Annotated in this window: 26 protein-coding genes and 1 pseudogene; 7 read left to right on the forward strand and 20 right to left on the reverse strand. The window is 38.0% G+C overall.

The window, feature by feature from the left end:
- Positions 1-209: 209 nt before the first annotated feature.
- Together AACV33_RS16455 and AACV33_RS16460 are read right to left on the reverse strand one after the other, a co-directional pair.
- Positions 210-1,229, reverse strand: coding sequence for a DUF2955 domain-containing protein (locus tag AACV33_RS16455; RefSeq protein WP_182700418.1), 1,020 nt, complete (start codon positions 1,227-1,229; stop codon positions 210-212).
- 12 nt (positions 1,230-1,241) lie between these two features.
- Complete coding sequence (locus AACV33_RS16460; protein WP_182700419.1) at positions 1,242-2,309, reverse strand: HlyD family secretion protein; 1,068 nt, start codon at positions 2,307-2,309, stop codon at positions 1,242-1,244.
- Between the two features lie 101 nt (positions 2,310-2,410).
- Between AACV33_RS16460 and AACV33_RS16465 the strand changes: the two genes are divergently transcribed.
- Entirely contained in the window at positions 2,411-3,289 is an 879-nt protein-coding gene (locus tag AACV33_RS16465; RefSeq protein WP_012552129.1) for a LysR family transcriptional regulator, read from the forward strand.
- 166 nt (positions 3,290-3,455) lie between these two features.
- Entirely contained in the window at positions 3,456-3,692 is a 237-nt protein-coding gene (locus AACV33_RS16470) for a hypothetical protein (RefSeq protein ID WP_017021449.1), read from the forward strand.
- Positions 3,693-3,763: 71 nt separating this feature from the next.
- Here AACV33_RS16470 and bioD read toward each other — a convergent pair whose 3' ends face one another.
- From bioD to bioB, 4 genes are read right to left on the reverse strand one after another with little or no spacing between them, the layout of a single operon-like run.
- Positions 3,764-4,447 carry a dethiobiotin synthase gene (gene bioD / locus AACV33_RS16475; RefSeq protein ID WP_182700420.1) on the reverse strand — a complete coding sequence of 228 codons (684 nt, stop codon included), beginning with the start codon at positions 4,445-4,447 and terminating at the stop codon, positions 3,764-3,766.
- Positions 4,440-5,267, reverse strand: a complete 828-nt coding sequence (gene bioC / locus AACV33_RS16480; protein WP_017021447.1) for a malonyl-ACP O-methyltransferase BioC — start codon at positions 5,265-5,267, stop codon at positions 4,440-4,442. The genes bioD and bioC overlap by 8 nt, the downstream gene beginning before the upstream one ends.
- A 7-nt stretch (positions 5,268-5,274) precedes the next feature.
- Positions 5,275-6,426, reverse strand: coding sequence for an 8-amino-7-oxononanoate synthase (bioF, locus tag AACV33_RS16485; protein ID WP_182700421.1), 1,152 nt, complete (start codon positions 6,424-6,426; stop codon positions 5,275-5,277).
- Positions 6,410-7,462 carry a biotin synthase BioB gene (bioB, locus tag AACV33_RS16490; RefSeq protein ID WP_017021445.1) on the reverse strand — a complete coding sequence of 351 codons (1,053 nt, stop codon included), beginning with the start codon at positions 7,460-7,462 and terminating at the stop codon, positions 6,410-6,412. The genes bioF and bioB overlap by 17 nt, the downstream gene beginning before the upstream one ends.
- Before the next feature lie 118 nt (positions 7,463-7,580).
- Here bioB and bioA point away from each other — a divergent pair, with 118 nt between their 5' ends.
- Positions 7,581-8,849 (forward strand): adenosylmethionine--8-amino-7-oxononanoate transaminase, encoded by a 1,269-nt coding sequence (gene bioA, locus AACV33_RS16495; protein ID WP_182700428.1) that lies wholly within the window; start codon positions 7,581-7,583, stop codon positions 8,847-8,849.
- A gap of 72 nt (positions 8,850-8,921) precedes the next feature.
- Here bioA and AACV33_RS16500 read toward each other — a convergent pair whose 3' ends face one another.
- The 3 genes from AACV33_RS16500 to tyrR form a co-directional block, all read right to left on the reverse strand.
- A complete protein-coding gene (locus AACV33_RS16500) occupies positions 8,922-9,128 on the reverse strand; it encodes a hypothetical protein (RefSeq protein WP_012552136.1) in 207 nt (68 codons plus the stop codon).
- 131 nt (positions 9,129-9,259) lie between these two features.
- Positions 9,260-9,817 carry a ribosomal protein S5-alanine N-acetyltransferase gene (gene rimJ, locus AACV33_RS16505; RefSeq protein ID WP_026025403.1) on the reverse strand — a complete coding sequence of 186 codons (558 nt, stop codon included), beginning with the start codon at positions 9,815-9,817 and terminating at the stop codon, positions 9,260-9,262.
- 11 nt (positions 9,818-9,828) lie between these two features.
- Positions 9,829-11,376 (reverse strand): transcriptional regulator TyrR, encoded by a 1,548-nt coding sequence (gene tyrR / locus AACV33_RS16510; RefSeq protein ID WP_012552138.1) that lies wholly within the window; start codon positions 11,374-11,376, stop codon positions 9,829-9,831.
- A gap of 148 nt (positions 11,377-11,524) precedes the next feature.
- On the opposite strand from tyrR, the gene AACV33_RS16515 reads away from it, so the two are divergent.
- The 3 genes from AACV33_RS16515 to AACV33_RS16525 are packed head-to-tail and all read left to right on the forward strand — an operon-like array spanning position 11,525 to position 15,818.
- A complete protein-coding gene (locus tag AACV33_RS16515; protein WP_182700422.1) occupies positions 11,525-12,469 on the forward strand; it encodes a YbgA family protein in 945 nt (314 codons plus the stop codon).
- On the forward strand, positions 12,459-13,898 hold the full coding sequence (phrB, locus tag AACV33_RS16520; protein ID WP_182700423.1) for a deoxyribodipyrimidine photo-lyase: 1,440 nt from the start codon (positions 12,459-12,461) through the stop codon (positions 13,896-13,898). The genes AACV33_RS16515 and phrB overlap by 11 nt, the downstream gene beginning before the upstream one ends.
- Positions 13,899-13,949: 51 nt before the next feature.
- Entirely contained in the window at positions 13,950-15,818 is a 1,869-nt protein-coding gene (locus tag AACV33_RS16525; protein ID WP_065609351.1) for an alkaline phosphatase D family protein, read from the forward strand.
- Between the two features lie 20 nt (positions 15,819-15,838).
- On the opposite strand, the gene AACV33_RS16530 is transcribed toward AACV33_RS16525, so the two are convergent.
- Positions 15,839-15,976, reverse strand: coding sequence for a hypothetical protein (locus tag AACV33_RS16530; RefSeq protein ID WP_017021440.1), 138 nt, complete (start codon positions 15,974-15,976; stop codon positions 15,839-15,841).
- A gap of 179 nt (positions 15,977-16,155) precedes the next feature.
- On the opposite strand from AACV33_RS16530, the gene AACV33_RS16535 reads away from it, so the two are divergent.
- Complete coding sequence (locus AACV33_RS16535; RefSeq protein WP_182700424.1) at positions 16,156-17,094, forward strand: ChaN family lipoprotein; 939 nt, start codon at positions 16,156-16,158, stop codon at positions 17,092-17,094.
- Between the two features lie 50 nt (positions 17,095-17,144).
- Here the strand turns inward: AACV33_RS16535 and AACV33_RS16540 are convergent, their stop codons facing one another.
- The 10 genes and pseudogenes from AACV33_RS16540 to AACV33_RS16585 all read right to left on the reverse strand — a co-directional run.
- On the reverse strand, positions 17,145-17,663 hold the full coding sequence (locus AACV33_RS16540) for a DUF3833 domain-containing protein (protein WP_182700425.1): 519 nt from the start codon (positions 17,661-17,663) through the stop codon (positions 17,145-17,147).
- On the reverse strand, positions 17,660-18,166 hold the full coding sequence (locus AACV33_RS16545) for a chalcone isomerase family protein (protein WP_017021437.1): 507 nt from the start codon (positions 18,164-18,166) through the stop codon (positions 17,660-17,662). The genes AACV33_RS16540 and AACV33_RS16545 overlap by 4 nt, the downstream gene beginning before the upstream one ends.
- Positions 18,150-18,683: a DUF2878 domain-containing protein gene (locus AACV33_RS16550; RefSeq protein WP_182700426.1), complete on the reverse strand. Its 534-nt coding sequence runs from the start codon at positions 18,681-18,683 to the stop codon at positions 18,150-18,152. Before AACV33_RS16550 ends, AACV33_RS16545 begins: the two co-directional genes overlap by 17 nt.
- A gap of 57 nt (positions 18,684-18,740) precedes the next feature.
- Positions 18,741-19,943: a class I SAM-dependent methyltransferase gene (locus tag AACV33_RS16555; protein WP_370527186.1), complete on the reverse strand. Its 1,203-nt coding sequence runs from the start codon at positions 19,941-19,943 to the stop codon at positions 18,741-18,743.
- A gap of 76 nt (positions 19,944-20,019) precedes the next feature.
- Positions 20,020-20,751: a DUF1365 domain-containing protein gene (locus AACV33_RS16560; RefSeq protein ID WP_017021434.1), complete on the reverse strand. Its 732-nt coding sequence runs from the start codon at positions 20,749-20,751 to the stop codon at positions 20,020-20,022.
- A pseudogene (locus tag AACV33_RS16565) lies at positions 20,748-22,025 on the reverse strand (NAD(P)/FAD-dependent oxidoreductase). The gene AACV33_RS16560 and the pseudogene AACV33_RS16565 overlap by 4 nt, the downstream one beginning before the upstream one ends.
- A complete protein-coding gene (locus AACV33_RS16570) occupies positions 22,025-22,762 on the reverse strand; it encodes an SDR family NAD(P)-dependent oxidoreductase (RefSeq protein WP_017021432.1) in 738 nt (245 codons plus the stop codon). The pseudogene AACV33_RS16565 and the gene AACV33_RS16570 overlap by 1 nt, the downstream one beginning before the upstream one ends.
- Positions 22,759-23,187 carry a nuclear transport factor 2 family protein gene (locus tag AACV33_RS16575; RefSeq protein WP_017021431.1) on the reverse strand — a complete coding sequence of 143 codons (429 nt, stop codon included), beginning with the start codon at positions 23,185-23,187 and terminating at the stop codon, positions 22,759-22,761. Before AACV33_RS16575 ends, AACV33_RS16570 begins: the two co-directional genes overlap by 4 nt.
- Before the next feature lie 102 nt (positions 23,188-23,289).
- Positions 23,290-23,949 carry a ChrR family anti-sigma-E factor gene (locus AACV33_RS16580; protein WP_065609367.1) on the reverse strand — a complete coding sequence of 220 codons (660 nt, stop codon included), beginning with the start codon at positions 23,947-23,949 and terminating at the stop codon, positions 23,290-23,292.
- The coding region (locus AACV33_RS16585; protein ID WP_255458620.1) for a sigma-70 family RNA polymerase sigma factor at positions 23,942-24,560 on the reverse strand (619 nt) is incomplete at its 5' end. The genes AACV33_RS16580 and AACV33_RS16585, both read right to left, overlap by 8 nt.

The following is a 24,560-nucleotide window of genomic DNA, read 5'->3' on the forward strand; positions in this document are numbered from 1 at the left end:
CATTTATAACACGCAATTAGACCATATTTCAATTCTAAATTATGAATACTATGATTTATCTGAACACCATATTGCCATTTTTTCGCAATTTCCAGAAGAGCATGTCTTTATCGCAGAAGTTCATGGAACATTGAGCCTCTTTAGTAGTAAAAATAACAATCGAACAAAATAAAGTTAAGGTTACTTTCACCCTAACTCTATCTTTATTATTACGACTTATTTCTTTCTACACCACGAAAGAAGATTGGAAACAGTTGTATTAATCGATAACATATCCAAATCAATAAACTGGTTACAATCACAGCAACAACAATAGATGAAGCTCGATACAAAATAGCAAAGAAGGCGTCTTTTTGACCCGGTATTGCCCCTGTGATTGGAATGGTTAATGCAGCCATTGCAGAAAAACCGATACCTTTCATTACTGGTTTGTCACTGGCTAACCACTTACAAAAATACCCTGAAGCAATAGCAAAACTTAAGATATATAAAATAGGATTTTCATACAAATCATATAAGAGTAACTGAATCGCCATTGCGGCTAAACATCCTGCAACGGTTCCTATAATACGAATACGAGCCATCGCAAAAGACCCCACTAACGTCATAGGAGAGAGCATGATTAACATAGACGCTTGCGCTGATAATGAATCATTCAAATTACCTATTTCAAAAATAAAAAAGACGACCATTGCAACCATCCAGCCAAGAGCCGTTTGCTCTAACATTTCTCTTGGATCTTTACTCTGCCCTTCTACTTTTAATATGGGTTTACTCTCTTCGACTGGATCAGGGAATAAATAAAAAGCAAGCGCACTAATTGGTACAACCATAACAGCTGCAACCCAAACTCCAATAATGAAATTTTCTAAGTCAAAGTTCGCGTAAGAACCAAAATTCAATAGGATTGAGCCAATGAGTAACCCAGTATAACCGAATAAATAACTCGCTTTATAGTGCATGGCATGGCATTTAAACAGGAGTAATAGGCCTACCGCTACTGTCATTAACATTGGATAAGGTTGCAGAAAACCAACAATTAAAGAAACCTGAATACTTACCCAAAAAATACTGACCATTAATTGAATAAACATCTCTGAATGCCAACGATTCAAATTAGATAACACGAATAATGGCAGTAACGTACCAAACATCCCATTTGACCACCCCAATAATGTACACATTGCAAAACCTGCAACACAACCAAACCATATTCGTAATGCTTTCATCGTAGCCTCACACTAATAAATATAATGTAAATAGCTGATCATCACGATCAAACTGTGTCCAATATAATCAATGATATTGTTGCCTGACGTATAAATAATAACCGTAGCTCTAGAACCCACAAATAAGCGCGGTGAAAAGGACTCAGAACTAATCAAGTTCACTCTTACTCGTTGAGCGTCACGTACCCAGCGATTACTGACTTCAACACTGCTTAACTGTCCATTGGCCTTCTGCTGCGCCGACGCGACACCATAATCTCGGCTTTCAACGGTTAATGGAAAAACCTCACCAGGCATTGCATCATAAGCAACTTCAGCTTTCATTCCTTTATTCATCTTTGATGTCGCTTTTTCACGATAATCTGCTGAGATCCACAGCGAATCAGTAGGAATGAACGTCAGTAATGGTTGGTTTGCATTAGCAAATACACCTACGTGTAATTGCATATTAGTGATAATACCTTCATTTTGAGCAATTACTTGTGTGTTCTCTAAATCAAGTTGCGCTTGTTTTAATGTATTTTTAGCCGATAATACCGCACTACTTTGACCATCTCCTTTCCCTAGTTTCACTTCTAGTGCATGTACTTTTTGCTTAGCAGCCATAAGGTTTGCCGATGATTGATCTCTTTTAGTTAAGACCGTATCTAATCCAGAGACTGACACCGCTCCAGATTTCGCAAGTCTTTTAATTCGGTGATATTCACGATTAGCATTATCCGCAGTAACTTGTGTTGTTATTACGTTTGATCGCGATGCTTCAATATCAGCGACTAATGACGCTTCTTGCTCTCGAGCTTGAGCCAATGCTATCTCTGCTTTTCTCACCGCTAATTGATATTTTTCATCATCAATTTTAAACAATAATTCCCCTTTCTTTACTAACTGATTATTTGTATGGCTAACTTCCACAATGCGGCCAGACACTTCAGGTGAAATCTGAACAACAAATCCTTGTACTTTGCTTTGCGTAGTTAATGGCGTCAATCTGTCTGACATGACCAAATACGCGGTTACAATGAGAAATAAGACGATTAGGATTCGCATCCATTGTTTAAATTTTTGTTCTGCAGCTTGCATGAATTTTCTCGGTAAGGATCTGAATATGCATTATAGAGAATGAAAAGTTTTCGAATAGATGGCAAAATAAGCCATATACGACCTATAAATAGGACAATAATATGAGTGACACTATAAAATCACTGCCTTCTTTTGATGATATTTATCTATTTGTGCTTGTTGTTAGGCATAAAGGCATTAGCTCTGCAGCTAATTTCTCGGGATTACAACGCTCAAAAGTCAGTCGTCGTTTACAAGAATTGGAAAAATGCTTAGGCCATCAACTGCTTATTCGAACTACGCGGGCAATAGAACTCACCCAACAAGGTGAATGGCTGTATCAGCAAGCGTCGAACCCAATTAATACACTTGTCGATGCTAGTCGATTAATGAAAGAACAACATTTAAGCCCAAAAGGCACGTTAAGAGTAGCTATTCCACCCGCTCTTGGAATGACAGAGGTATTCTCACAGCTCATTGAACAATACATTGATGACTACTCTGAAGTGAAACTTGAAATAGAGCATCATGTTCAATCACTTGATCTTCGTCGAGAGAATATTGATCTACAAATTTTACCAAGCTATATTGAACCACTGCATGATGATTACGTTCAGCAACGTTTAATTCAAATTCCTTACAGTATGGTTACGTCACCAGAATATCTACAGAATAATGGAAAGCCTGACAATATAACTCAGTTGAATAATTTTCACCTGTTAGCCAGTCGTTATAATAAGAGTCTTTTACCCCAAGGATTAACGTATCATTTATTTAGTGATGATCTTAATTTATTGCAAAGATTGGCGTTATCCGGAAAAGGGATTGCTTTACTACCCTCAATATTAATAGAGGATAACATTCAATCTGGACAGTTAATTGAAGTTTTACCTAGGCAATCATTCACTGACCTTACGATTACATTAGTATACCCAACACCAAGTTATTTACCTGAAAAAACAAGAATGATGGTAAAATTATTTAGACAAAAGTTCTCATAAATAACCTTAATTTTCAATTAATTAACTATAATTCAATAATGGCATTTGGCATTTGTGTTTGATTTTAATTTACAAGTGCCATATTCCAACTTGTTAATAAGAATATCATTAGGTCTATAAACATTAAGGAAGCACTTTTCCTTTATATAGAGCATAGGATATCATCATGAACTTAATTGACTTTACTTTTTCAGATCGAAAGATACTGAAACAACTGCAAATACAAGGTATGACAATTAATGAAGCGATTCGATCGATCATGTGTGATATCTATTATTTAAATTATAAAGATCGAGCCATAATGAGAGCAGCAATTCGATTAGTTGGTGAAGAGAGAAAAGATCAAATAATTACTAATATACAATTTAGTAAAAGAAAGCAGTATATGACTGAAATCACATAAAAATAAAGCCAATATCATAACAAATATTGGCTTTATTGCATTTTAAATCATAAGGCATCAATTTAAAATTATTAAATCTCCATTAAAAAATCAAGATTGATGTATTTACCCATACTCTTGCGCTTAATACTTGGCATATACGGGATTTCCCCCAGTTTTGGTGCCGGCATCTTATCTTCTAACATCTCGATAATATCAGCGTAATGCTCAGTGCCCGGATTCACTCGGTTTGCTACCCAACCAACAATGTCTAAACCATCATGCTTTATCGCTTCTGCTGTTAGCATCGCATGGCTTAAACACCCTAATTTAATGCCTACAACTAACACAACAGGGAGCTTTTCTTGCTGCACCCATGTAGATAAGCAATCGCTTTTAGATACCGGTACACGCCAACCACCAGCCCCTTCAACTAATACGATATCAGATTTGGCTTTAAGTGATGCTAACCCTTTAGATAAGACAGAATAATCAATCACAATATTCTCAGCCGCCGCCGCGATATGCGGAGAGGTAGGCAACAATAATGCGTAGGGATTTACTTCATCATAGCTTAACTCTACGTTAGCGACAGAGCGTAAATGAATCGCATCAGAGTTTTGAACACCATCACCTTTATCTTCTGAACCAGCCGCAATAGGTTTGTAAGCTGCGGAACGTAAACCTTTCATGTTTAACGCATCTAGAATTGCTTTTGAAGCAACGGTTTTACCAACATCTGTATCTGTACCTGCAATAAAAAATGCATCAATCATTACGTATAACTCCATAACCCACCTGATACGTTGCAGGTAAGCGGTTAAATTCATTTTTAAACATTTGATATGCCTCTTCTACTGCTAATAGCTTTTGCTTACTCAGCAAACCTGACTGTCGGCCATTAGGTAAATGCGTTGCTCCAATGCCTTTTAAATCCTTCATTAAAGCTGTCGCAGAAGAGTACATCATCTCAACAGGAATGCAGTCTAGTTGATAGGAATGGTTCTCAGATTGCGCTAACGCAAGGTTTACCGCCGATAAGGTAATGAATTCATTCACATGTTGATATATATCAACCTTTGACCATGCTTTTTTTAACTCAAACAGAGATCCATCTAGCAAAGTTGAGAATATAACCTTGCCTTTATTTTCGGTAACTCGTTTCATTTCAGCTAAAGGAACAGATAAATCCTGACACCATTGCAACGCTAAACTTGAAATCACTACATCAAATTCATTCACATCAAAAGGAAGATCTTCCGCATCACCTTGAACATAAGAAATGTTATAATCACCGCAACGTTCTTTCGCTTTGACCAGCATTGCATGAGCCAAATCAAATGCAACAACGGTTGCCCCACGATTCAGCAGTTGTTCACTGCAATATCCAGTACCACAACCGATATCAAGAACACGCACCCCATCTAATTTTATTGGTAAATACGACATAAGATGATCCGCAACTTGACGTTGAAACTCTGCCGAGCGATCGTAAGTATGAGCCGCTTTACTAAATGCAGCAGCAATCGCTTCTTTATTTTTACTGTGATTTTTAATCCAATATTCGGCGTCTATGGCGACAGCTTGATTAACCATAATTCCATCACCTTAATTCTGTTATCGCTTGAGTAAGCAATTTAATGTCTTTCTCTGAATGGTTTGCACTTAACGTCACTCGTAAACGAGCGGTACCCAACGGGACTGTGGGGGGACGAATCGCGGTAGTCCACATTCCCTTTTCTTTTAATGAATAAGATAAGGCCATCGCGGTTTCGCTGTCACCAATAATGATCGGCTTGATTGGTGTTTGCGTTGTAATAACACCAACAGATGATCTTAACTCTGATTCAAATTGCTGACTTAACTCGTCTAGTTTTTTACGACGCCATTCTTGTTGTTGGATCATCGATAACGCATGTGATAACGCATGTGCTTGTGCTGGTGGCATCGCGGTTGAATACACATGATGACGAGCAAACTGAGATAAATAATCGCCACACTCAACGTTGCACAATACCGCAGCACCAGACAGACCAAACGCTTTACCAAAAGTAACAACGAGAATATCAGGCGTAATTTGATAAAGATCGCAACATCCACGGCCATGACTTCCTAGCACCCCGCACCCATGAGCATCATCCACCATGAACCAAGCGTTATTTTCTTTCGTTACTCTTGATAACTCAGATAAAGGGGAAAGATCACCGTCCATACTGAAAACGCCTTCCGTTACCACCAAAGAAGGATTACAAATTGATGCCTTCAGTAATTTATCTAAGTGTGCTACATCATTATGTTTAAAACGCTTCATGCTCGCAGGTGATAAAATTCCTGCTTCCATCAACGAGGCATGATTCAATTTATCTTGAACGACTTGATCGCCTTTTTCTAATAACGAAAACAGAATCGCTTGATTGGCACTAAAGCCCGAATTAAACAACACAGCACAATCAAAACCTAACCATTCAGCCAACTGTGATTCAAGATCAGCGTGAGGTTTTGAATAGCCAGTAACTAAAGGTGAAGCACCGCTGCCACTGCCATATAAAGAAAGGCCCAGTTGCCATGCTTGTGTTAATTCTTGACTGCCGGCTAAGCCAAGATAATCATTCCCTGAAAAATTAAGGTACGATTTACCATCGACACTTAATCTGGATTGATTACCTTGTTCAATAACCGTTCTGGCACGAGTTAGCCCTGCTTGCTTACGCAAAGTAAGTGCAGAGCTAATACGTTCACTAAACGCTTGCTTCATAAAATAAATCGTTTTTATCAGGGCGAGAAGCCACACGCTCAGCAACGCGATCTAATAATTCATGTTCTTGAACTTCATCTGGCTTTTGAGCCACTTGATGGCTGTTCACACCCAGTTTTTTAAATAACTGCATGTCACTGTCTTCATCAGGGTTTGGCGTCGTCAATAATTTACAACCATAAAAAACCGAGTTGGCCCCTGCCATAAAGCACAAAGCTTGCATCTGTTCATTCATGCTTTCACGACCAGCAGATAGGCGAACCGCGGATTCTGGCATCATGATCCGAGCAACAGCAATCAAACGAATAAAATCAAATGGATCTACGTCTTCTGCATCTTCTAATGGCGTACCTTTTACTTTTACAAGCATATTCACAGGTACTGATTCAGGGTGTTGCGGAAGATTCGCTAATTCAACAAACAGTCCGGCACGGTCATTAACACTTTCCCCCATGCCAATAATGCCACCAGAACAAATCTTCATTCCCGCATCACGAACATGTGATAACGTATCTAAACGATCTTGATAAGTACGTGTCGTAATAATATTGCCGTAAAATTCTGGAGAAGTATCTAAATTATGGTTGTAGTAATCCAATCCTGCGCCTGATAATTCGCCAGCTTGATCTGATGTGATCATCCCCAAAGTCATGCATGTCTCTAGGCCAATGTCTTTCACGCCTTTAATCATATCCAATAGATAAGGCATATCACGCTCTTTTGGATTCTTCCAAGCCGCTCCCATGCAAAAACGCGTTGAACCAGAGTCCTTCGCTTTTTTCGCCGCATCAAGCACACTTTCTACTTCCATTAGACGTTCACGATCGACATCAGTGCGGTAATGAGCACTTTGAGGACAGTATTTACAATCTTCAGGGCATGCGCCTGTTTTGATTGATAACAACGTACTCACTTGCACGTAATTTGCTTCTTGATATTGTCTATGAACAAGTTGAGCTTCAAAGACTAAATCCATAAAAGGCTTATCCATTAAGGCCTTAACTTCTGCTACTGTCCAGTTATGTCTCACTTCCACGTGTAAATTCCTTTAATTTTGTGTTGTTTTTATACTTGGCTAGTCTACGGTTAAACGATACACTGTCAACCTAAATGAAAGCACAAAGTTTACAACTGGTGAATTAATGAGCAATAATATCGATTTGGATTTTGACCGTCAGCACATTTGGCATCCGTATACTTCTACCTTGAACCCTCTTTCTTGTTACCCTGTCACTCACGCGTACGGGGTTAACCTCTATTTAGAAGATGGGCGAGAATTGGTCGATGGCATGTCTTCTTGGTGGTCAGCTATTCATGGCTACTCCCACCCACATCTTAATCAAGCATTGAAAGCTCAAACCGATAAAATGGCACATGTTATGTTTGGCGGTATTACTCACCAGCCAGCGGTTGATTTATGTAAAAAATTAGTCGAGTTAAGCCCCTCTCGATTAGAGCAAGTCTTCTTAGCCGATTCAGGCTCTGTTGCGGTGGAAGTAAGCTTAAAGATGGCACTGCAATATTGGCATGCAAAAGGACAGCCTCGCTCTAAATTCATAACCGTTCGTCACGGTTACCATGGTGATACATTTGCAGCAATGTCCGTTACTGACCCTGATAACTCTATGCATGGTTTGTATAAGGGCTTTCTTCCTGAGCACCTATTTGTTGATTCACCGACAAGTAAGTTTGGCGAAGAATGGAACCCTAGTGACATTATTTCTTTAGAAACAATGTTAGCTGAACATCATAACGACATTGCAGCGATGATCCTTGAACCTATCGTCCAAGGTGCTGGTGGAATGCGTTTATACCATCCTCAATATCTAAAAGAAGTTCGTCGCTTATGTGATCATTATGGATTACTACTGATTTTGGATGAAATTGCGACGGGATTTGGTCGAACAGGTAAGTTATTTGCTTGTGAACATGCAGATATTGAACCTGATATTATGTGTATTGGTAAAGCATTAACAGGGGGTTATATGACACTCTCTGCGACCTTAACCAGTAAAATTGTGGCAGATACCGTATGTGGAGGAGACGCAGGTTGCTTTATGCATGGCCCTACATTTATGGGGAATCCGCTAGCCTGTGCCGTTGCTAATGCAAGTCTAGAGATAATTAAACAAAACCGATGGCAAACTCAAACTAAACAAATTGAAACCTGTTTTGCAGAGCTATTGCCTACACTAAAAAAACACGATGTCGTTGCTGATGTTCGCTGGTTAGGAGCAATCGGGGTTGTAGAATTAACAACACCAGTCGAAATGGAAAAAATACAAGCGCACTTTGTTGACCAAGGGGTTTGGATCCGACCATTTGGTAAACTTATTTATTTGATGCCTCCGTTTATTTCAGAGCCTGAGCACATCACAAAATTAGTTAACGCCATTGATAGCGCATTAACCGAATTATTCTGATTTCCAACGACAGACACAAAAAAACCGATGCCATATTAGATCATCGGTTTTTATTTTTAGCCGTAATTCGCGCTATTTTTTCGGTTCATTGGTGAAATCATCTTCTACTAACTTATAGATAATGAAGATAGCCAATTGAAGTAGAGCCATAAGTAGTAAACTCATGATCACATAACGCTCAGAAAAAATGCCAATACCATGTAATACGGTTGATTGGATAACAAACGCACCCACCACACCCAAAATCAACAACTGTAAAAACTTAATGAACTTTAACATTTAAAAATCCTTTCTATTTATTAATTTTATTCAATAACAAACTGAGTATAACAAACACTTAGCGCTCTGTTTATCTTTCGTTCATTATTCCTATACCAATTATTCATTCTGAGAAATCAACAATGCACAATCTAATCAGGCTTCCAGTGTTCATTGGTTTTTGAGGTAAGAATATGATCTTCCCACCCACCATTGATGTATAAATAAGCTTTCGCTTCACCTTCTTTTACAAAGCCAAGTTTAGATAATACATTACCGCTTTTATTGTTACGGGGAATATAAGCAGCCATGATTCGATGAAGATTCTGAACCGTAAACATCCAATGAATGGTTTTTTCTACGGCGCGTTGCATGATTCCATTGCCTTGTTCATTTTCATCTAGCGAATAGCCTACATTCGTTGCATAGAATGGAAATCGAGTAATATTGCTGTAGCTCACCGTACCAATGATTCTCTTTTCTTGATTATCAAAGATCACAAAATAGAACGCCAAATTATGTTTATGCAGTTCAACAAGTTGCAGCAAACGTTGCTTCCAGCCCTCTGCAGTAAAAAAAGCGTTCGCACGCTTTGGCTCCCACGGCTCTAGGTGATGACGATTACGCATAAAATAATTAGCAATCATTACGGCATCACTGCTTTTAATCAAACGAACTTGGTAATGGTCAAAATCAAAATGTACATCCATATTGTTCATCCCTACTTCTTACCGATACCATAATCACGTAATTTATTCGCAATTGCAGTATGAGAAACACCCAGACGTTTAGCGAGTTTTCTGCTCGATGGAAAGTCACTATACAAACTTGATAAAATAGTAGATTCATAGGTCTTCATGATTTCATCCAACGTACCATCTATATTGAGATTCATCATATTCGTACTATTTTTATCCATATTAGGCAACATGAAATGAGAAATATTCAACTGATTTCGGTCCATCTGAGTTAGGGCTTTTAAGGTTGCACTTTTCAGCTGTCTCACATTTCCAGGCCACGAATAACTGCGTAAATACTCATAAACATCTTCCGATATCGACGGTTTAACGATACCTAACTCTTTGCATAATTGAGCAACAAAAAATTCAAATAACGTAGCAACATCTGATGGGCGCTCACGCAATGGCGGGATCTCTAAAAACAACACGTTCAATCGATAATAAAGGTCTTCTCGGAATATGCCTTGTTCTACTAAGTCTAGAAGTTCTTTCTTACTCGCGCCAATAATGCCTACATCAACGTGAATTTCTTTCTCTTCTCCAACACGACGAAAATTACCATCTTGGATGAAACGTAATAACTTAATCTGTAATAGAGGGCTCATTTCACTGATTTCATCAAAGAAAACGGTTCCGCCATCGGCTTGTTCAATAATCCCTTTCTTTCCTTCTGGCATATTCGGAAACGCACCAGGGGCATAACCAAATAATTCAGTCTCTGCAACGTCATCAGGCATGGCTGCACAGTTAACGACCATAAATGCCTTACCCGAACGAATAGAAGCATTATGACAAGCACGTGCTAGCATTTCTTTGCCCGTTCCCGTCTCTCCTTGAATAAGTAAAGATTGATCAATATCGGACAGTTTTTTCGCTTGAGAAATCAATTTTTTGTATTTAGTCGATGAGCCGACAAAATGCTCAAAACCCAAATTAGACGATTCAGGGATAAAAGGTCTTGCGTGCTGTGATTCTACTGCGGGCTTAATGATTACCACCGCGCTTACCAGTATCGATGCATTACTGTCATTCGTAATGTATACCGGCATAATTTCCATCACATAAGCAACACCATCAACTTTCATTGATTCACGTTGACGAATACGCGACTCTTCCAACCAAAGCATGACATTAAAATCAGGAACAAGAACCGTCGCTGGTTGAGCGATTAACGCCTCTCTTTCTAATTTAAACAATGACATTACCGCGTGATTTACCGTGTCAATTTTACCTTTTAAATTAATCGAAAAAACAGGGTCTGGTAATGTACTCAATACCGCGAGCAATTCGGTATTACGACGTTCACTCGGTAAGAATTGAATTTTTCTTACATCAATAACCCCATCGATTCGTCGAATTTTTGCCATTAATAGACTAAACTCTTCAAAGTCAACTTCAGGAAAGTTAAGGTAAATTAAGCCCGATTTATCAATCTCGATATCTCGTAAATCAATACTCTGAGAAGCAAGAATATCAAGTAACTCACGGGTTAGACCTAATCGATCTTTACACTGTACTTCAAGACGCACAAACAATCCTTAATAAGAGAGGTGTCACAATATGTTTACAGGCAGTTTGCGTGAGTAAAAAAAAAGAGTCAAGCTGAAGTGATCCAAATGGAGAGTTAATTCGTTTAATTAACTACATATAATAAAAATAAGCAATGGAGTGTAAATCATGGATATTCAAGTTGGTATAAGTTCATGCGTCAATGGTGAAAGTGTTCGTTTTGATGGCGGGCACAAAAGTAATAAGTTTGCCTCTAAAGTGCTTGCCCCTTATTTCACTTATGTTCCAATCTGCCCTGAAGTCGGCAGTGGAATGTCAGTTCCTAGACCAACCATACGTCTTGTTACTAACGAAGAGCGTATCGCCCTAGTCGATTCAAAGAATGCATCACTTGACTACACCGATTCAATGATCGAATTCTCACAGAAAACCGTTAATCGATTAAAAGAAACCGAAATGTGTGGTTACATTGTCTGCGCTAATTCTCCAAGCTGTGGCATGGAGCGTGTCAAAGTTTATAGTAAAAATAGTGCGACTAAAAATGGCGTAGGTCTTTATACTCAAATATTAATGAAAGAGATGCCTTGGTTACCCGTAGAAGAAGATGGACGACTCTCTGATCCTGTATTAAAAGAGAACTTCATTACTCGTGTGTTTTGCTTAAATGATTTATATAAATCGATGGATGGCAACCCAACACCTGGGAAAATCATTGCGTTTCATTCCCGCTATAAATACACCTTAATGTCTCATTCAACCGTCGGTTACAAAGAACTCGGTAAGTTAGTCGCTAAAGTCGCGGATTATGACATCCACGAGTTCTTTGCTATTTATCGTACTCAATTGATGCAAACCATGTCGATTCGTGCGTCACGCAAAAACAATACAAACGTATTAATGCACCTACAAGGGTATTTCAAAAAAGAACTAGAATCACCACAGAAAAAAGAATTAGCCCTTGTGATTCAAGAATACAATCAAGGATTACTGCCTCTATTGTCTCCGATAACCTTAATTAAACACCATTTAGGAATACATACTAACGAATATTTAGCCAAACAATCATTCCTGAATCCATACCCTCAAGAATTGAGATTACGCTATGGATTATAAACCAACGACACAATGTGTTTGGTTTAGAACTGATTTAAGAATTGCTGATAACCCTGCGTTATCGGCAGCCCTTGCCAATCAAGAACCAACCATTGCTCTTTATGTCGTTAGTGAAGCGCAATGGAAAAAACACCATAAATCTTCTATTCAAATTGATTTAATCAAAAGACGTTTACTTGAGTTAGAAAAAGAGCTGCAAGAAATAAACGTCCCATTAATTATTGTGTCTTGCCCGTGGTTCAAAAATACCTCAGAGCAACTTACAATGCTCTGCAACGATCTCGATATTACTCATCTGTTTGCGAATAAAGAATACGAAGCCGATGAATTAGCCCGAGATGCCGATGTAAGATCACAGTTAACGAATATTGAGAGTCACTTCTATAATGCAAAGTGCGCCGTCACGGTTGGTAAAATAATAAATAAAACCCAGAAACCTTATAAAGTATTCACCCCCTTTAAAAAAGCATGGCGAGCGTATTTTTATCAGCACTTCCCAACCATAGAAAAAGTCATTCCTTCGGTTCCACTGTCTGAACAACAGTTAAATACATTAACACCTTATTTAGATAGCAAATTTACCTCATCGATGAATAATGAAAGCAAAGTGTGGCCAGTTTCGAATACTGCGATACTTAAAAAAATGCGTCTATTTTGCCGAGAGAAATCACAAGATTATCATGATCAGCGTGATTACCCAGCCATTAATGGTACGAGTCAAATATCGCCTTATCTTGCTATTGGTGCACTTTCAGCAAAACAATGTATTTTAAGTTTGCACTTAGAAGCCAATAATCAACTCTCACAAGGTCAAGAAATTTGGCTTGATGAGTTAATTTGGCGAGAATTTTACACCCACTTACTCTATTTTTTTCCTAGCTTATCGAAGAACCACGCGTTCCTTGATTTTGAAAAACACATTCAGTGGAATAATAAACAAGATCAGTTTGAACAATGGTGTAATGGTGAAACTGGCTACCCTATTGTCGATGCCGCGATGAAACAACTGAATACCACAGGTTGGATGCATAATCGATTACGCATGATCACCGCGAGTTTTTTAGTAAAAGATTTACACATTGATTGGCGCTGGGGAGAACAATATTTTATGTCTACACTCATTGATGGTGACTTTGCATCAAATAATGGAGGTTGGCAATGGTGTGCTTCGGTAGGTTGTGACAGCTCACCTTATTTTCGTATTTTTAATCCCACAACACAAAGTGAACGCTTTGATAATAATGGCGTTTTCATTAAATACTGGTTACCTAACTTAACCGCTCTCTTAGGAAAACAGCTCCATCAACCCAGTGTGAAACCACTGTTGAAACCAGATAATTATGTGGATCCCATTGTTGATCATTCAGTACAACGACTTAAAACACTGGAGCTATACAAACAAGCTAAAATACAGGATGTTGCAAGTTAAGGCCGCTCACGTATGATAATAGACATCCATTATTCAACGTTGTATTAATTGATGCCTATTATCTTACCCTTAATTCTTGCTGGCCCTATTGTTAGAAAATCAAGCCCAACAGAAGTGAACCTATGGCTCACAACCTCTGAGCGTCTTGAAGGACATACAACAATTCAATGCGGGCTGCACTCACACCAGTTCATCATCACAGACGAACAAGGCATTAACATTGGCCAGAATGCTTGGGTTTACCTACTGCAATGCAAAGAAAGTTTTCCTGTAAACCAAGCGCTTTATTACGACATAACGACTCAACATGGCTCATTATCGAGTTTGTTACCTCATGCCTTATATCCAAACGAAACAACATTTTCTTTCATCATCAAAGACAAAGCCGATTATGTACTGCATGGGTCTTGCCGCAACCCTCATTACCCAAGTAAAGACAGTTTAGTTATTGCAAACCAACAACTAAAAACACAAGCAATAGAAGAAAGAGCCGCTTTATTGATGATGAGTGGAGATCAAATCTATGCGGATGATGTTGCAGGGCCAATGTTAATCGCTATTCAACAAATTATTCCTCAATTAGGTTTATTTGAAGAAATACTGCCGGACTCAACAATACCAACGGGATCTTCATTATATTCACATGAGCATAATCTCTATTATCGCGATAAAATATTGCCTCATTATATCGATAATACTAATTTCCTTTCTCGATGGAATTTATATAAATCTCGCCCAATTTTTAGCTCTACCGAACACGAAAACCATCTAATGACCTTTTCTGAGTTTTTTGTCATGTACCTATTGGTGTGGTCTCCGACATTATGGGGTTGTGTTTCTTTACCTGAATCCCTGCCAAATCTCGATAAAAAATGGCAGCAGTGTTGGAAAAAAGAGAAACAAATTATTGAGCAATTTGTTTCAGGCCTTAAAGACGTTCAGCAATTGTTTGCTCATATTCCCACCTATATGATCTTTGATGATCACGATATCACTGACGATTGGAACTTAACGATTGGCTGGGAAAACGCCGTTAATGGTCACCCTCTTGCCGCCCAGGTAATTGGTAATGGATTAATGGGGTACTTTCTTTGTCAGGGATGGGGGAATAATCCAGAGCAATTCGACGAGGATTTTCTTGATCGCTTTCGTGAGCTCTTTAGTCATTATGATCATAAAAAACATACACAAATTATTCATCAACTTACTCGATTTGAGGAATGGCATTACTCTATTCTTACGACTCCAAAAATCGTAGTATTGGACACAAGAACCCGCCGTTGGCGCTCAGAATCAAATGCCAATAAACCCTCTGGCCTCATGGATTGGGAAGCGATGTTAGATTTTCAGCACGAACTTATTGGGCAAGAGGCCATCATTATTGTCTCTGCTGCACCAATTTTTGGTGTGAAGTTTATCGAAGCCTTACAAAAAACAATGACCATTCTAGGGCAACCTTTAGTTATTGATGCAGAAAACTGGATGGCTCACCCAGGATCCGCAAATACCTTATTAAGTATTTTGACTCATCCTAAAACGCCTCAAAATTTTGTTATTCTATCTGGTGATGTGCATTACTCTTTTGCTTATGACATCAAGTTACGTCACAGTAAATCGAGTCCTGATATCTATCAAATCACCTGTAGCGGGTTTAAAAATGAATTTCCCAATACGTTGCTTCGTTTCTGTGACTTTATGGATAGAGTGCTTTATAGCCCACATTCACCATTAAACTGGTTTACGAAACGTAAAAATTTAGTCGTAATAAAACGAGATCCGTCAGTAACCAATAACGATAAATTGATCAACAAGAGTTCTATAGGGGAATTAAGGCTGGATGACAAAGGCAAGCCGGTACAGATTTCGATTTTAACCGCGGAAGGGGAATCTATTTCCTTTTTGCCTAAATCAAGTGATTAGAGTTAATTACTCTGTGAGAATTAATTGTTGAGAGTGGTTTCAGTATCACTCTCAGAATGCATTGAATCATCAAAATACAAACCAATTTCCATTGCATCAAGCCATTCTAGCTCGATTTCTTCATAACTACTTTTTTCATCAAAGTATTGAGCACTCATAAATATCCTTACTTAAGTACGTTGAAACCTATTATACAATAACGTGAATGACATTGGTGTTACACCCATGTCATTTCTTTAAGCGATCTCACACTACAATTGATAATGATTACTATTAAGATTGAAAGTAGTCCTTAATTACCCTATTCTACTCTTCTGTTCTTTACTAAGTTGTTCCTATGAAATCTATTACGTTCATTTCTGCGCTTTCTTTGTTTTTTTTATCCGGGTGTAGCCAAAGCATTCAATCCAACACGTCTTCGGTTACTAGTTTTTATGATTACCAATTATTATCTCCAAACGGAGAAGGGATCTCTTTACCTCAATTACCAAGTGAAATAACCAACGCTGACGTTATTTTAATTGGAGAATGGCATACCCATGCTGCAGTTCATCGCTTTCAAACAGACCTATTTAAACAATTATCAAGCGAAAACCCTAAACTAGCCCTTTCTATGGAGCAATTTAGTCGCAATAAACAACCTGTAATTGATGCGTATATAGCAGGAGAAATTGGTGAACAAACGTTAATGTCAGAAGCCGATGCATGGCCTAATTATGAAAGTGATTATCGCCCATTAGTTGAACTCGCAAAAGCCACTGATCATGACATTATTGCGTCTAATGCCCCAAAACCAATAGTTAAATGTATTGGACAACAAGGTATTACTTATCTTGATAAACTTGATGACACTGAAAGAACATGGGTAGCAAATAACGTAGATACATCAGATTCGCCTTATAAATCAAAATTTTTCGCATCAATGCATCATGGTGATGAAGACCAAACTCAAAAACAGTTTGCGTCACAAATAACGTGGGATGCAACAATGGCAGAAAGCATTGTCACGTATCTGAAGCGACACTCGGGGGCTCAAGTAATGCATATCGCGGGGAAATTTCATATTGAAAATGGACTTGGTACTGCAGAACAAATAAAACGCCTAAATCCAAATTTAAACGTCGTCGTAATTACTCCAACTTCATCAATAACTAATGAAAATACGGATTATCAACTGTCTGTGCTAGAGCCGCCACAACGTTTTGTTAAGAAAGACAATATGATGGCTGCTTATAAAAAGTTAAAAGGAAGAAATTCTGAATTAGTTTGTAAATAATTGCCCTCTTTCAAGCCACCTCAATAAGGGGGTGGCTTTGTATGAACGACTTATTTTCTAATCACCAAGACCACTTCGCCGACTTGTATTCCCCACTTATAAATAGCAGTTTCATTGATCACAACACTGTCTGATATTTGATAAATCCAATCATCAAACTCAACTTCATAGTGTGAATCGTCGACCTTTAATATCATAGAGTATTGCCAGTTCAGGGCATTTCCTGCACTTTTACCATAGGCGGTATCAAGAATATCACCGGCAGTTCCTGTGTATGAATTATTACCTAGGTCTTTAATAATCCACGTTCGATCTTGTTCTTCGCCGTCATTAAATAGAAACTGCTCGTCTAGCGTTAATGTGCTCCCATTCCATTGAGCTTGAAGATCAACGACAAACGTTCTTATCACTGTACCGCTAAAGTCTTTTACTATACCTTCTGCTTTTAAATCACCTTCAAAAAAGGTTTTCATTGAAAAGGTAGGAGAAGCCTCTTCATAATCACTGATGTCTTGAGACGAACAGCCGAATAAAAACAAACTCAATAGAAGCAAACTCAATCGTTTCATTTTCTATCTCCTATCAACTCAAGACGTAAATCTGGGTAGGTCGTTTTCTCTGAAACCCATATGTCTAAAAATAATTGTGAAAAGTCTTGGTTCGCGATATTACCTAAGGGTTTATCGTTCAAATAAAACTGATTTGATCCATTTTTATCGATAGTAAACACTAATTTATCTTGGGGTTTAACATCCGGAAATACCGTTTCTAACTCAACAAGCCACGCGTCAATCTTAGGATGGTTAATGGATTGATCTTCCCATTGATCTTTGGTTGCTTTGATTAAATTTTCTTTTGATATATGTCGGTAGTATTCAATTTCTAACGCTTGAGGATAATCACCATATTGAAATTTACCCGACGAGGTAAACAATTGCGCTTCATACACTGATATTAAAAACCACGACAACTCAGATTTACCACTGCTAGATAAGCCGCTTAATGGTGATGCTAATACACTGTTTGTCATTAACAGTCCCGCAATCATCAATACCTTAATTAACTTGAACATCGGCTATTCCTTTATTATCAAAACGCTGTGAGAGTTGTTTCTGGATAATAGTAAATACGCACAGATTCACGGCCCAGATCACTCCTACCGAAAATAAAGTGATTTCATATGAATAATAAAAATCAACCGCTCCTAAGCGATAGCCTGCAAGATAGTTAAGAGGCCCGGCAATGGCTCCAAGTAACACCACGAACACCATCGGAATACGAGATAACCAACCTAGGCTATGATTGATAGCAAAAGAAAAGTGGCACCATAGCAGAATAAGCCAAAAAGGAATAAGCACGTCATTAGTGAACAGGAATATATTAAAATACGACAGTAAAACATCACTCATAACACCAAAAGTGGCGACGGAGATAAGTAACAGCGTATCTACTTTTCTTTTTGGCGAAACAAGTAAATGAATAATGATAGAAGCCAATAAAAAAGGAATGGCTTGCTGCTTATAAACAATCGCAGCAAACCACGCAAGCTGAAACCATACTGCATTGATTAGAGGGAAGTAACGTAGCATGGGAGCCTCCTAACTTATCGACTAGCAATCAATAATAAATGAATTTTAAATCAACACTTAAATCACACCATTTTGAGGTTTAGCGGCAACTAAATGAACCGTACTGATTTTACGTTCTAGAAAACCACCTTCACAATAACAAAGGTAAAATTGCCACAAGCGAATAAAATCGTCGCCATAACCCATTTGTTTTAATTCAGCGTTTGCATCATCAAAACGCTCATACCAATGGCGTAAGGTTTTAGCGTAATCAAGCCCAATATCGTGCAGAGATGTGATCACCATATCTGTATTTTGAGCGACTTTATTCGCCATTACACTAACCGAAGGCAAACAACCACCAGGGAAAATATAGCGTTGAATAAAATCGACACTTTTTCTGTATTGATCATAACGTTGGTCTGAAATCGTAATCGCTTGTATTAACATTTTACCTTCAGGTTTTAAATGTCGACTACATACATCAAAGAATATACTTAAATACTCATGCCCTACCGCTTCTATCATTTCAATAGAGACTAATTTATCGTATTGCCCTTCAAGTGTTCGGTAGTCTTGCTTTAACAAAGTGATTTTATCTTCTAGTCCCAATGCTTTTACACGCTGCTGTGCAAATTCAAATTGAGCATCTGATATCGTCGTTGTTGTTACTTTTACTCCGTAGTGTTGAGCAGCGTAAATAGCTAATGCACCCCATCCTGTGCCTATCTCAAGTAACGTTTCACCTTCTTTTAATTCCAATCGTTCACAAATAGTCTGTAACTTAAACAGTTGAGCTTCTTCTAAATTGGCATCAGCGTGTGGGTAAATCGCACTTGAATACAGCATCTCCTTATCAAGAAAGGTTTTATACATCTCATTGCCTAAATCATAATGCGCTAAGATGTTCTTTTTTGAACCTTCCTCAGTGTTCTTATTGCGTTTATGATTCATTAAATCAAACAATTGAATCACTTTGCTGAAGCTGCTTTCTACTCTATCCAGTACGCCTTGCTCTCGCCCTAGTACTTGAATTACTTTCGTTAAGTTTGGGCTTGTCCACCACCCTGAAACATACGCTTCACTTGCACCAATCCCTCCGCCAAATAAAATTTTTCTATACGCTTCTGTATTATTAATTTCAACAACGGCTTGTAGCGTTGCCAAGGGATTACCTAATATCACTTGTCCTTTTTCATCATTAATTGTCAATGACGCTTGAGTCATTCGCCCTAAATAGTCGAGAAGAATTTTACGTGCCATTCCATCAATCCAATGCATTGATGGGTAATTATCAATTGCCGTTGAGTTTTTCAATGTTGATGTATCGACTTGGTTACTATCCATTGTTCTTTCCTTATAACTTTGGGTACGGCACAAACGGAATTCGCTTTATTAGTAATTTCAATGCTTGCCAATAAATGCCCCATACTATTTTTACGGTCATCAGAGGAATAGAGATCACTTGTTGACGTATATTTTTTGAATTAAATTCGGTGCGTGTCATTGCTATCGTCGCATCAAAGATTTTTTCTTGCTCTATACCTAAGCCTCTGTTCTCTAAATGCAAAGATAAATGCTTATTCGGTGCCTTTACAAACCAATGATATTTCATGTCTAAATTAAGAAAAGGAGATACATGAAACGTTTTATCTATAACTTTATCTGAATCCATTTGAATCAAATAATAATGCGTTTGATTCCAAGGGGTATTACTCACTTCCGCTAATAAATCAGTCAACTCTTCTGATTCGTTATAACAATAATAAAGATTGATTGGACTAAAATAAAAACCAAAGCATCGAACTTGACCAACGAATAAAACTCGCCCTTCATTAAGCTCTCCACCAAGCTCCACCACTTTATCTCTCACTGATTTTTTTAATGGCTCGTCAGTTGAACCTATATAATCGGAACGATTAAAAGCAAGCGGCGCAAAACCGCCTTTTTTAAACCACCCGACTTGTTGCGTTTCTTCTAGCTCATCAAGATCTAACGCGACAAAAAACATACGGTAACTAAAGTCGTGTAATTTAGTTTGAAACCGTCTGTGTCTAACATCGCCTTGATAGAGGCATGAATGGGTCATAGGCTAATCCCAAAACGCTGACAAACATCTAATGCACTTTTTACGCCATCTTCATGGAACCCGTTATACCAATATGCTCCTGCAAAATGTGTATGATTATGACCACATATTTCTCTACGACGGGCTTGAGCTTCTATTGTGTCTGCATTAAATACAGGATGATCGTATTTATACGCCCCTAATATTTTATCTTTATGGATCAAAGGAGAATTATTTAACGTCACACAAAACGTCGTTTCTTGTGTTTCCAACCCTTGCAACATATTCATGTTATAAGTAACACTTGATGGGTTATGTTTGCTCGCAGTATCTAGATGATAATTCCACGCCGCCCAAGCACGTCTCTGTATTGGTAATAAACTCTCATCAGTATGTAATACCACTTCATTTTCTTGATACGTTAATTTACTTAATATCATTTTTTCTGTGGTGGTAATATCACTCAACATCGCTTGAGATTGATCACTATGACAAGCCAATACTACATCATCAAATTCATACTTATCTTGATGATTAATCTCAAGAGTAACGCCATTAATATGACGAGTAACACTTGTCACTGGACTGTTTAAATGAATATTATCTTTAAACGATGCAATTAAAGGTGCAATGTAAGAATGAGATCCATTAGGAATGACATACCATTGTGGTCTATTTGCGATGTCTAATAAGCCATGATTATGGAAGAATCGAATAAAGAAGTGCAACGGAAACGCTTTCATGTCTTGCAAGCTTGAAGATCAAATAGCAGCCCCCATCGGTAATATGTAATGATCGGCAAAGTAACTACTGTAATCATTGCTGTATAGGAAATCCCCTAACGAACCATCAATATCAAGCTCAATATGATTCTCACCTTGGTCTTCATTCCATAACTCTTTACATTGTTTATTAAAACGTAAAATCTCACTGATCAATGACAGAAATTTAGTATTAAATAAATTAGAACGCTGAGCAAAAAGTGTATTTAAATTATGACCGTTATACTCAAGCCCTGAAATAACGTTCTTCACACTAAAACTCATTTCTGTTTCTTGTCCAGACAGCCCAAGCTGAGTTAATAGTTCAATGAAGTTGGGATAGGTTCGGTCATTAAAAACAATAAACCCAGTATCAATATCCCACTCTTTCCCTTCCGCTTTCACTCGTTTTGTTGCGGTGTGACCACCAATATAATCGTTTGCTTCAAATACTGTCACATCGTGTTCTCGTGATAATAAATGTGCACAAACTAAGCCTGAAATACCCGTACCAACAACTGCAATTTTTTTCATTATCGTTTCATCCTTAAAGCGATCCAGTGCCAAATACGATCAGGGAGACTTCCCATTAAAATTAAGAAACTCGTAAATGGAAATGGAAAATGAATGTGTTTTTTATTTTTATCTATGCCCGTTATAATGTGTTCCGCCGCTTTATCTACTTCGAGCAACATTGGCATAGGAAAATCGTTTTTATTTGTCAGTGGTGTTTTTACAAATCCAGGGGCGATAACGCTAATCGTTAATACCTCAGGTGAAATATCTAACTGGAGTGATTTAGCCAAATAATGAATCGCAGCCTTACTTGATCCATAAGCTTCTGCTCGTTGAAATGGAACATAAGCAGCACTTGATCCCATTAACGCTAAATGTCCTCCTCGCTTCATTTTAGGTATCAATGCTTGTAAGCAATAACCAATTGAAATAACATTAGTTTTTATAACTCGTTCAAACAATTCCGCGTTAAAATTCATCGCATCATCAATGTACTCACACGTACCGGCATTTAAAATAACCGTATCAAGCATCTCAATACCCGAAAATGCCGTTAAAATTGATTCACTGTCATCAAGATCAAACACCACTTCAATCAACTTACCTGTTTCTTTTGAAACCGTTAAGTGTTCAGAATTAGCATAAGCCGAAAAGTTTCGGCCACAAGCATACACTTGATACCCTTGCTCAAGGTATTTTTCGGTTAAAGAGAGACCAATGCCAGAAGTCGCTCCCGTGATCAGTATTCTCTTCATGATTCCATTCTCTTTTTAATAAACTTCACAGCAGAACCAATTACGGGCAAATGCTCGTACAGCATTTGCCCCATGTCTACATAATCACGATGGTAATAAACCGTTTCATTGAATTTTATGTGAGATGTCCCATCCACTGAAATACGTTTACCTTTACTTATTTTAGGATGGCTGTATTCCATAGTCCAAAAAAGACTGGCCTCATTATCACTTTCAATGACATGGTGAATATGAAATTTACACTCTAAGATATTGGCATACAAATGTTCGAAATAGTCAGTCAATTGCGATAGACCATTTAGATGATGTACTGCGTCGATGAACTGAATATCATCAGAATAAATTTCGGGGAGGCGAAATAAAGTAGAATGGTTTAACTCACCATAAAGGGAAATGAATGTAGTAACAAAATGACTGTGCTTCATGATGATATATCCTTATTGAACTTATGAATAACTACGCAGTAGTATTCAAAAAAGATCACTTCCTGTGATCTTTTATTTATTTTTTATTACCTTAGTTACAGTTTAGTACAATAAATTGCCAATCGGATTAAATAGTTTACTAATACCCTGTGTAAAGTGTAATGGCGCATTTTGCACGGTATAACATAAACACCCTTCTATCGTTTTTGGGCTATGAGCATGTGATGCATCTAACCAAATAAAGTCACCTTTATTATACGTCCCTGATTCATCTTCAAAGCTACCATCAAGTAACAGAGTTAACTCAAAGCCTTTGTGTGTATGGGCAGGAATAACACCACCAGCATTAATCTGTAAAAGGTTAGAACGTGTTTCACCTTCTTCAATTAAACGAGCACGACTAACTGCACCCAATTGATTCCATTTCATATCAACATAGCGATGTAATACGTAAGGCAATTCATAATGCAATGAATTAATAAAGATATGCTCTACTGGCTTTTCTTTCAGGTAACTGTCTGTAATATCACTGTTTAGAATACCATCAAGCATATCGGAAAAATCAACGTCATTAGTGTCTCTTATACTTGGTTCTTTCCATGCTTTTACTGCAAACAACTGAGTCAATTTTTCCGCTTTGTGTTTACAGTGCTCACACAAATCACAATGCAAAGTCATAGCAACAGACAACGATTCAGGTAAATCCCCATCAATATGAGAATGTAATAGTGCATCACTAGGATGGTGGGTTATCTTATTCATGCTCATACTCCTGTCTTAATTTGGTTAAGGCTAAACGTAATCTTGATTTGATGGTTCCAATCGGTTCGCTGAGTTGCTCTGACAGTTCTTGCTGTGTAAGCCCCTGCTCATAAATCCCTTCCACCACGACTCTTTGATTAGGCGGTAATACACTCACGGCTTTTTTTAATTTTCTGGTTTCTAACCAATCAAGTTCTACGCTCTCAACTTGCTTATCGAACAATGGCCAGAGTTCGTCACTTATCGTGTCTTCTTTATTTGACTGCATTTTACGTAACATATCAAAACTGTGGTTTCTCATGACTGTAAATATCCACCCCGACGCATTACCTTTATTCTGATTAAATAACGCAGCTTTTCGCCACACGAGCGTCATTGTTTCTTGAACAAGATCCATCGCTAATGTGGGATCATTGAATTTCTTGATGCCATAAGCGCGTATTTTAGGTGCAAACCACTTAAAAAGTAGAGAGAAAGCCTGCTTATCTTGAGATGAGGCTACCTGTAACAACCATGCATCAAGATTTGCTTTCTCTTTATCGTTGTCTGGCTGGTTTTGTATTGGGTTCACTTGATTGTTAACCTCTACATAATGAGTTTGCATAACCATC

It is taken from the genome of Aliivibrio sp. SR45-2 (genome assembly GCF_963890165.1).
Classification (GTDB): domain Bacteria; phylum Pseudomonadota; class Gammaproteobacteria; order Enterobacterales; family Vibrionaceae; genus Aliivibrio; species Aliivibrio salmonicida.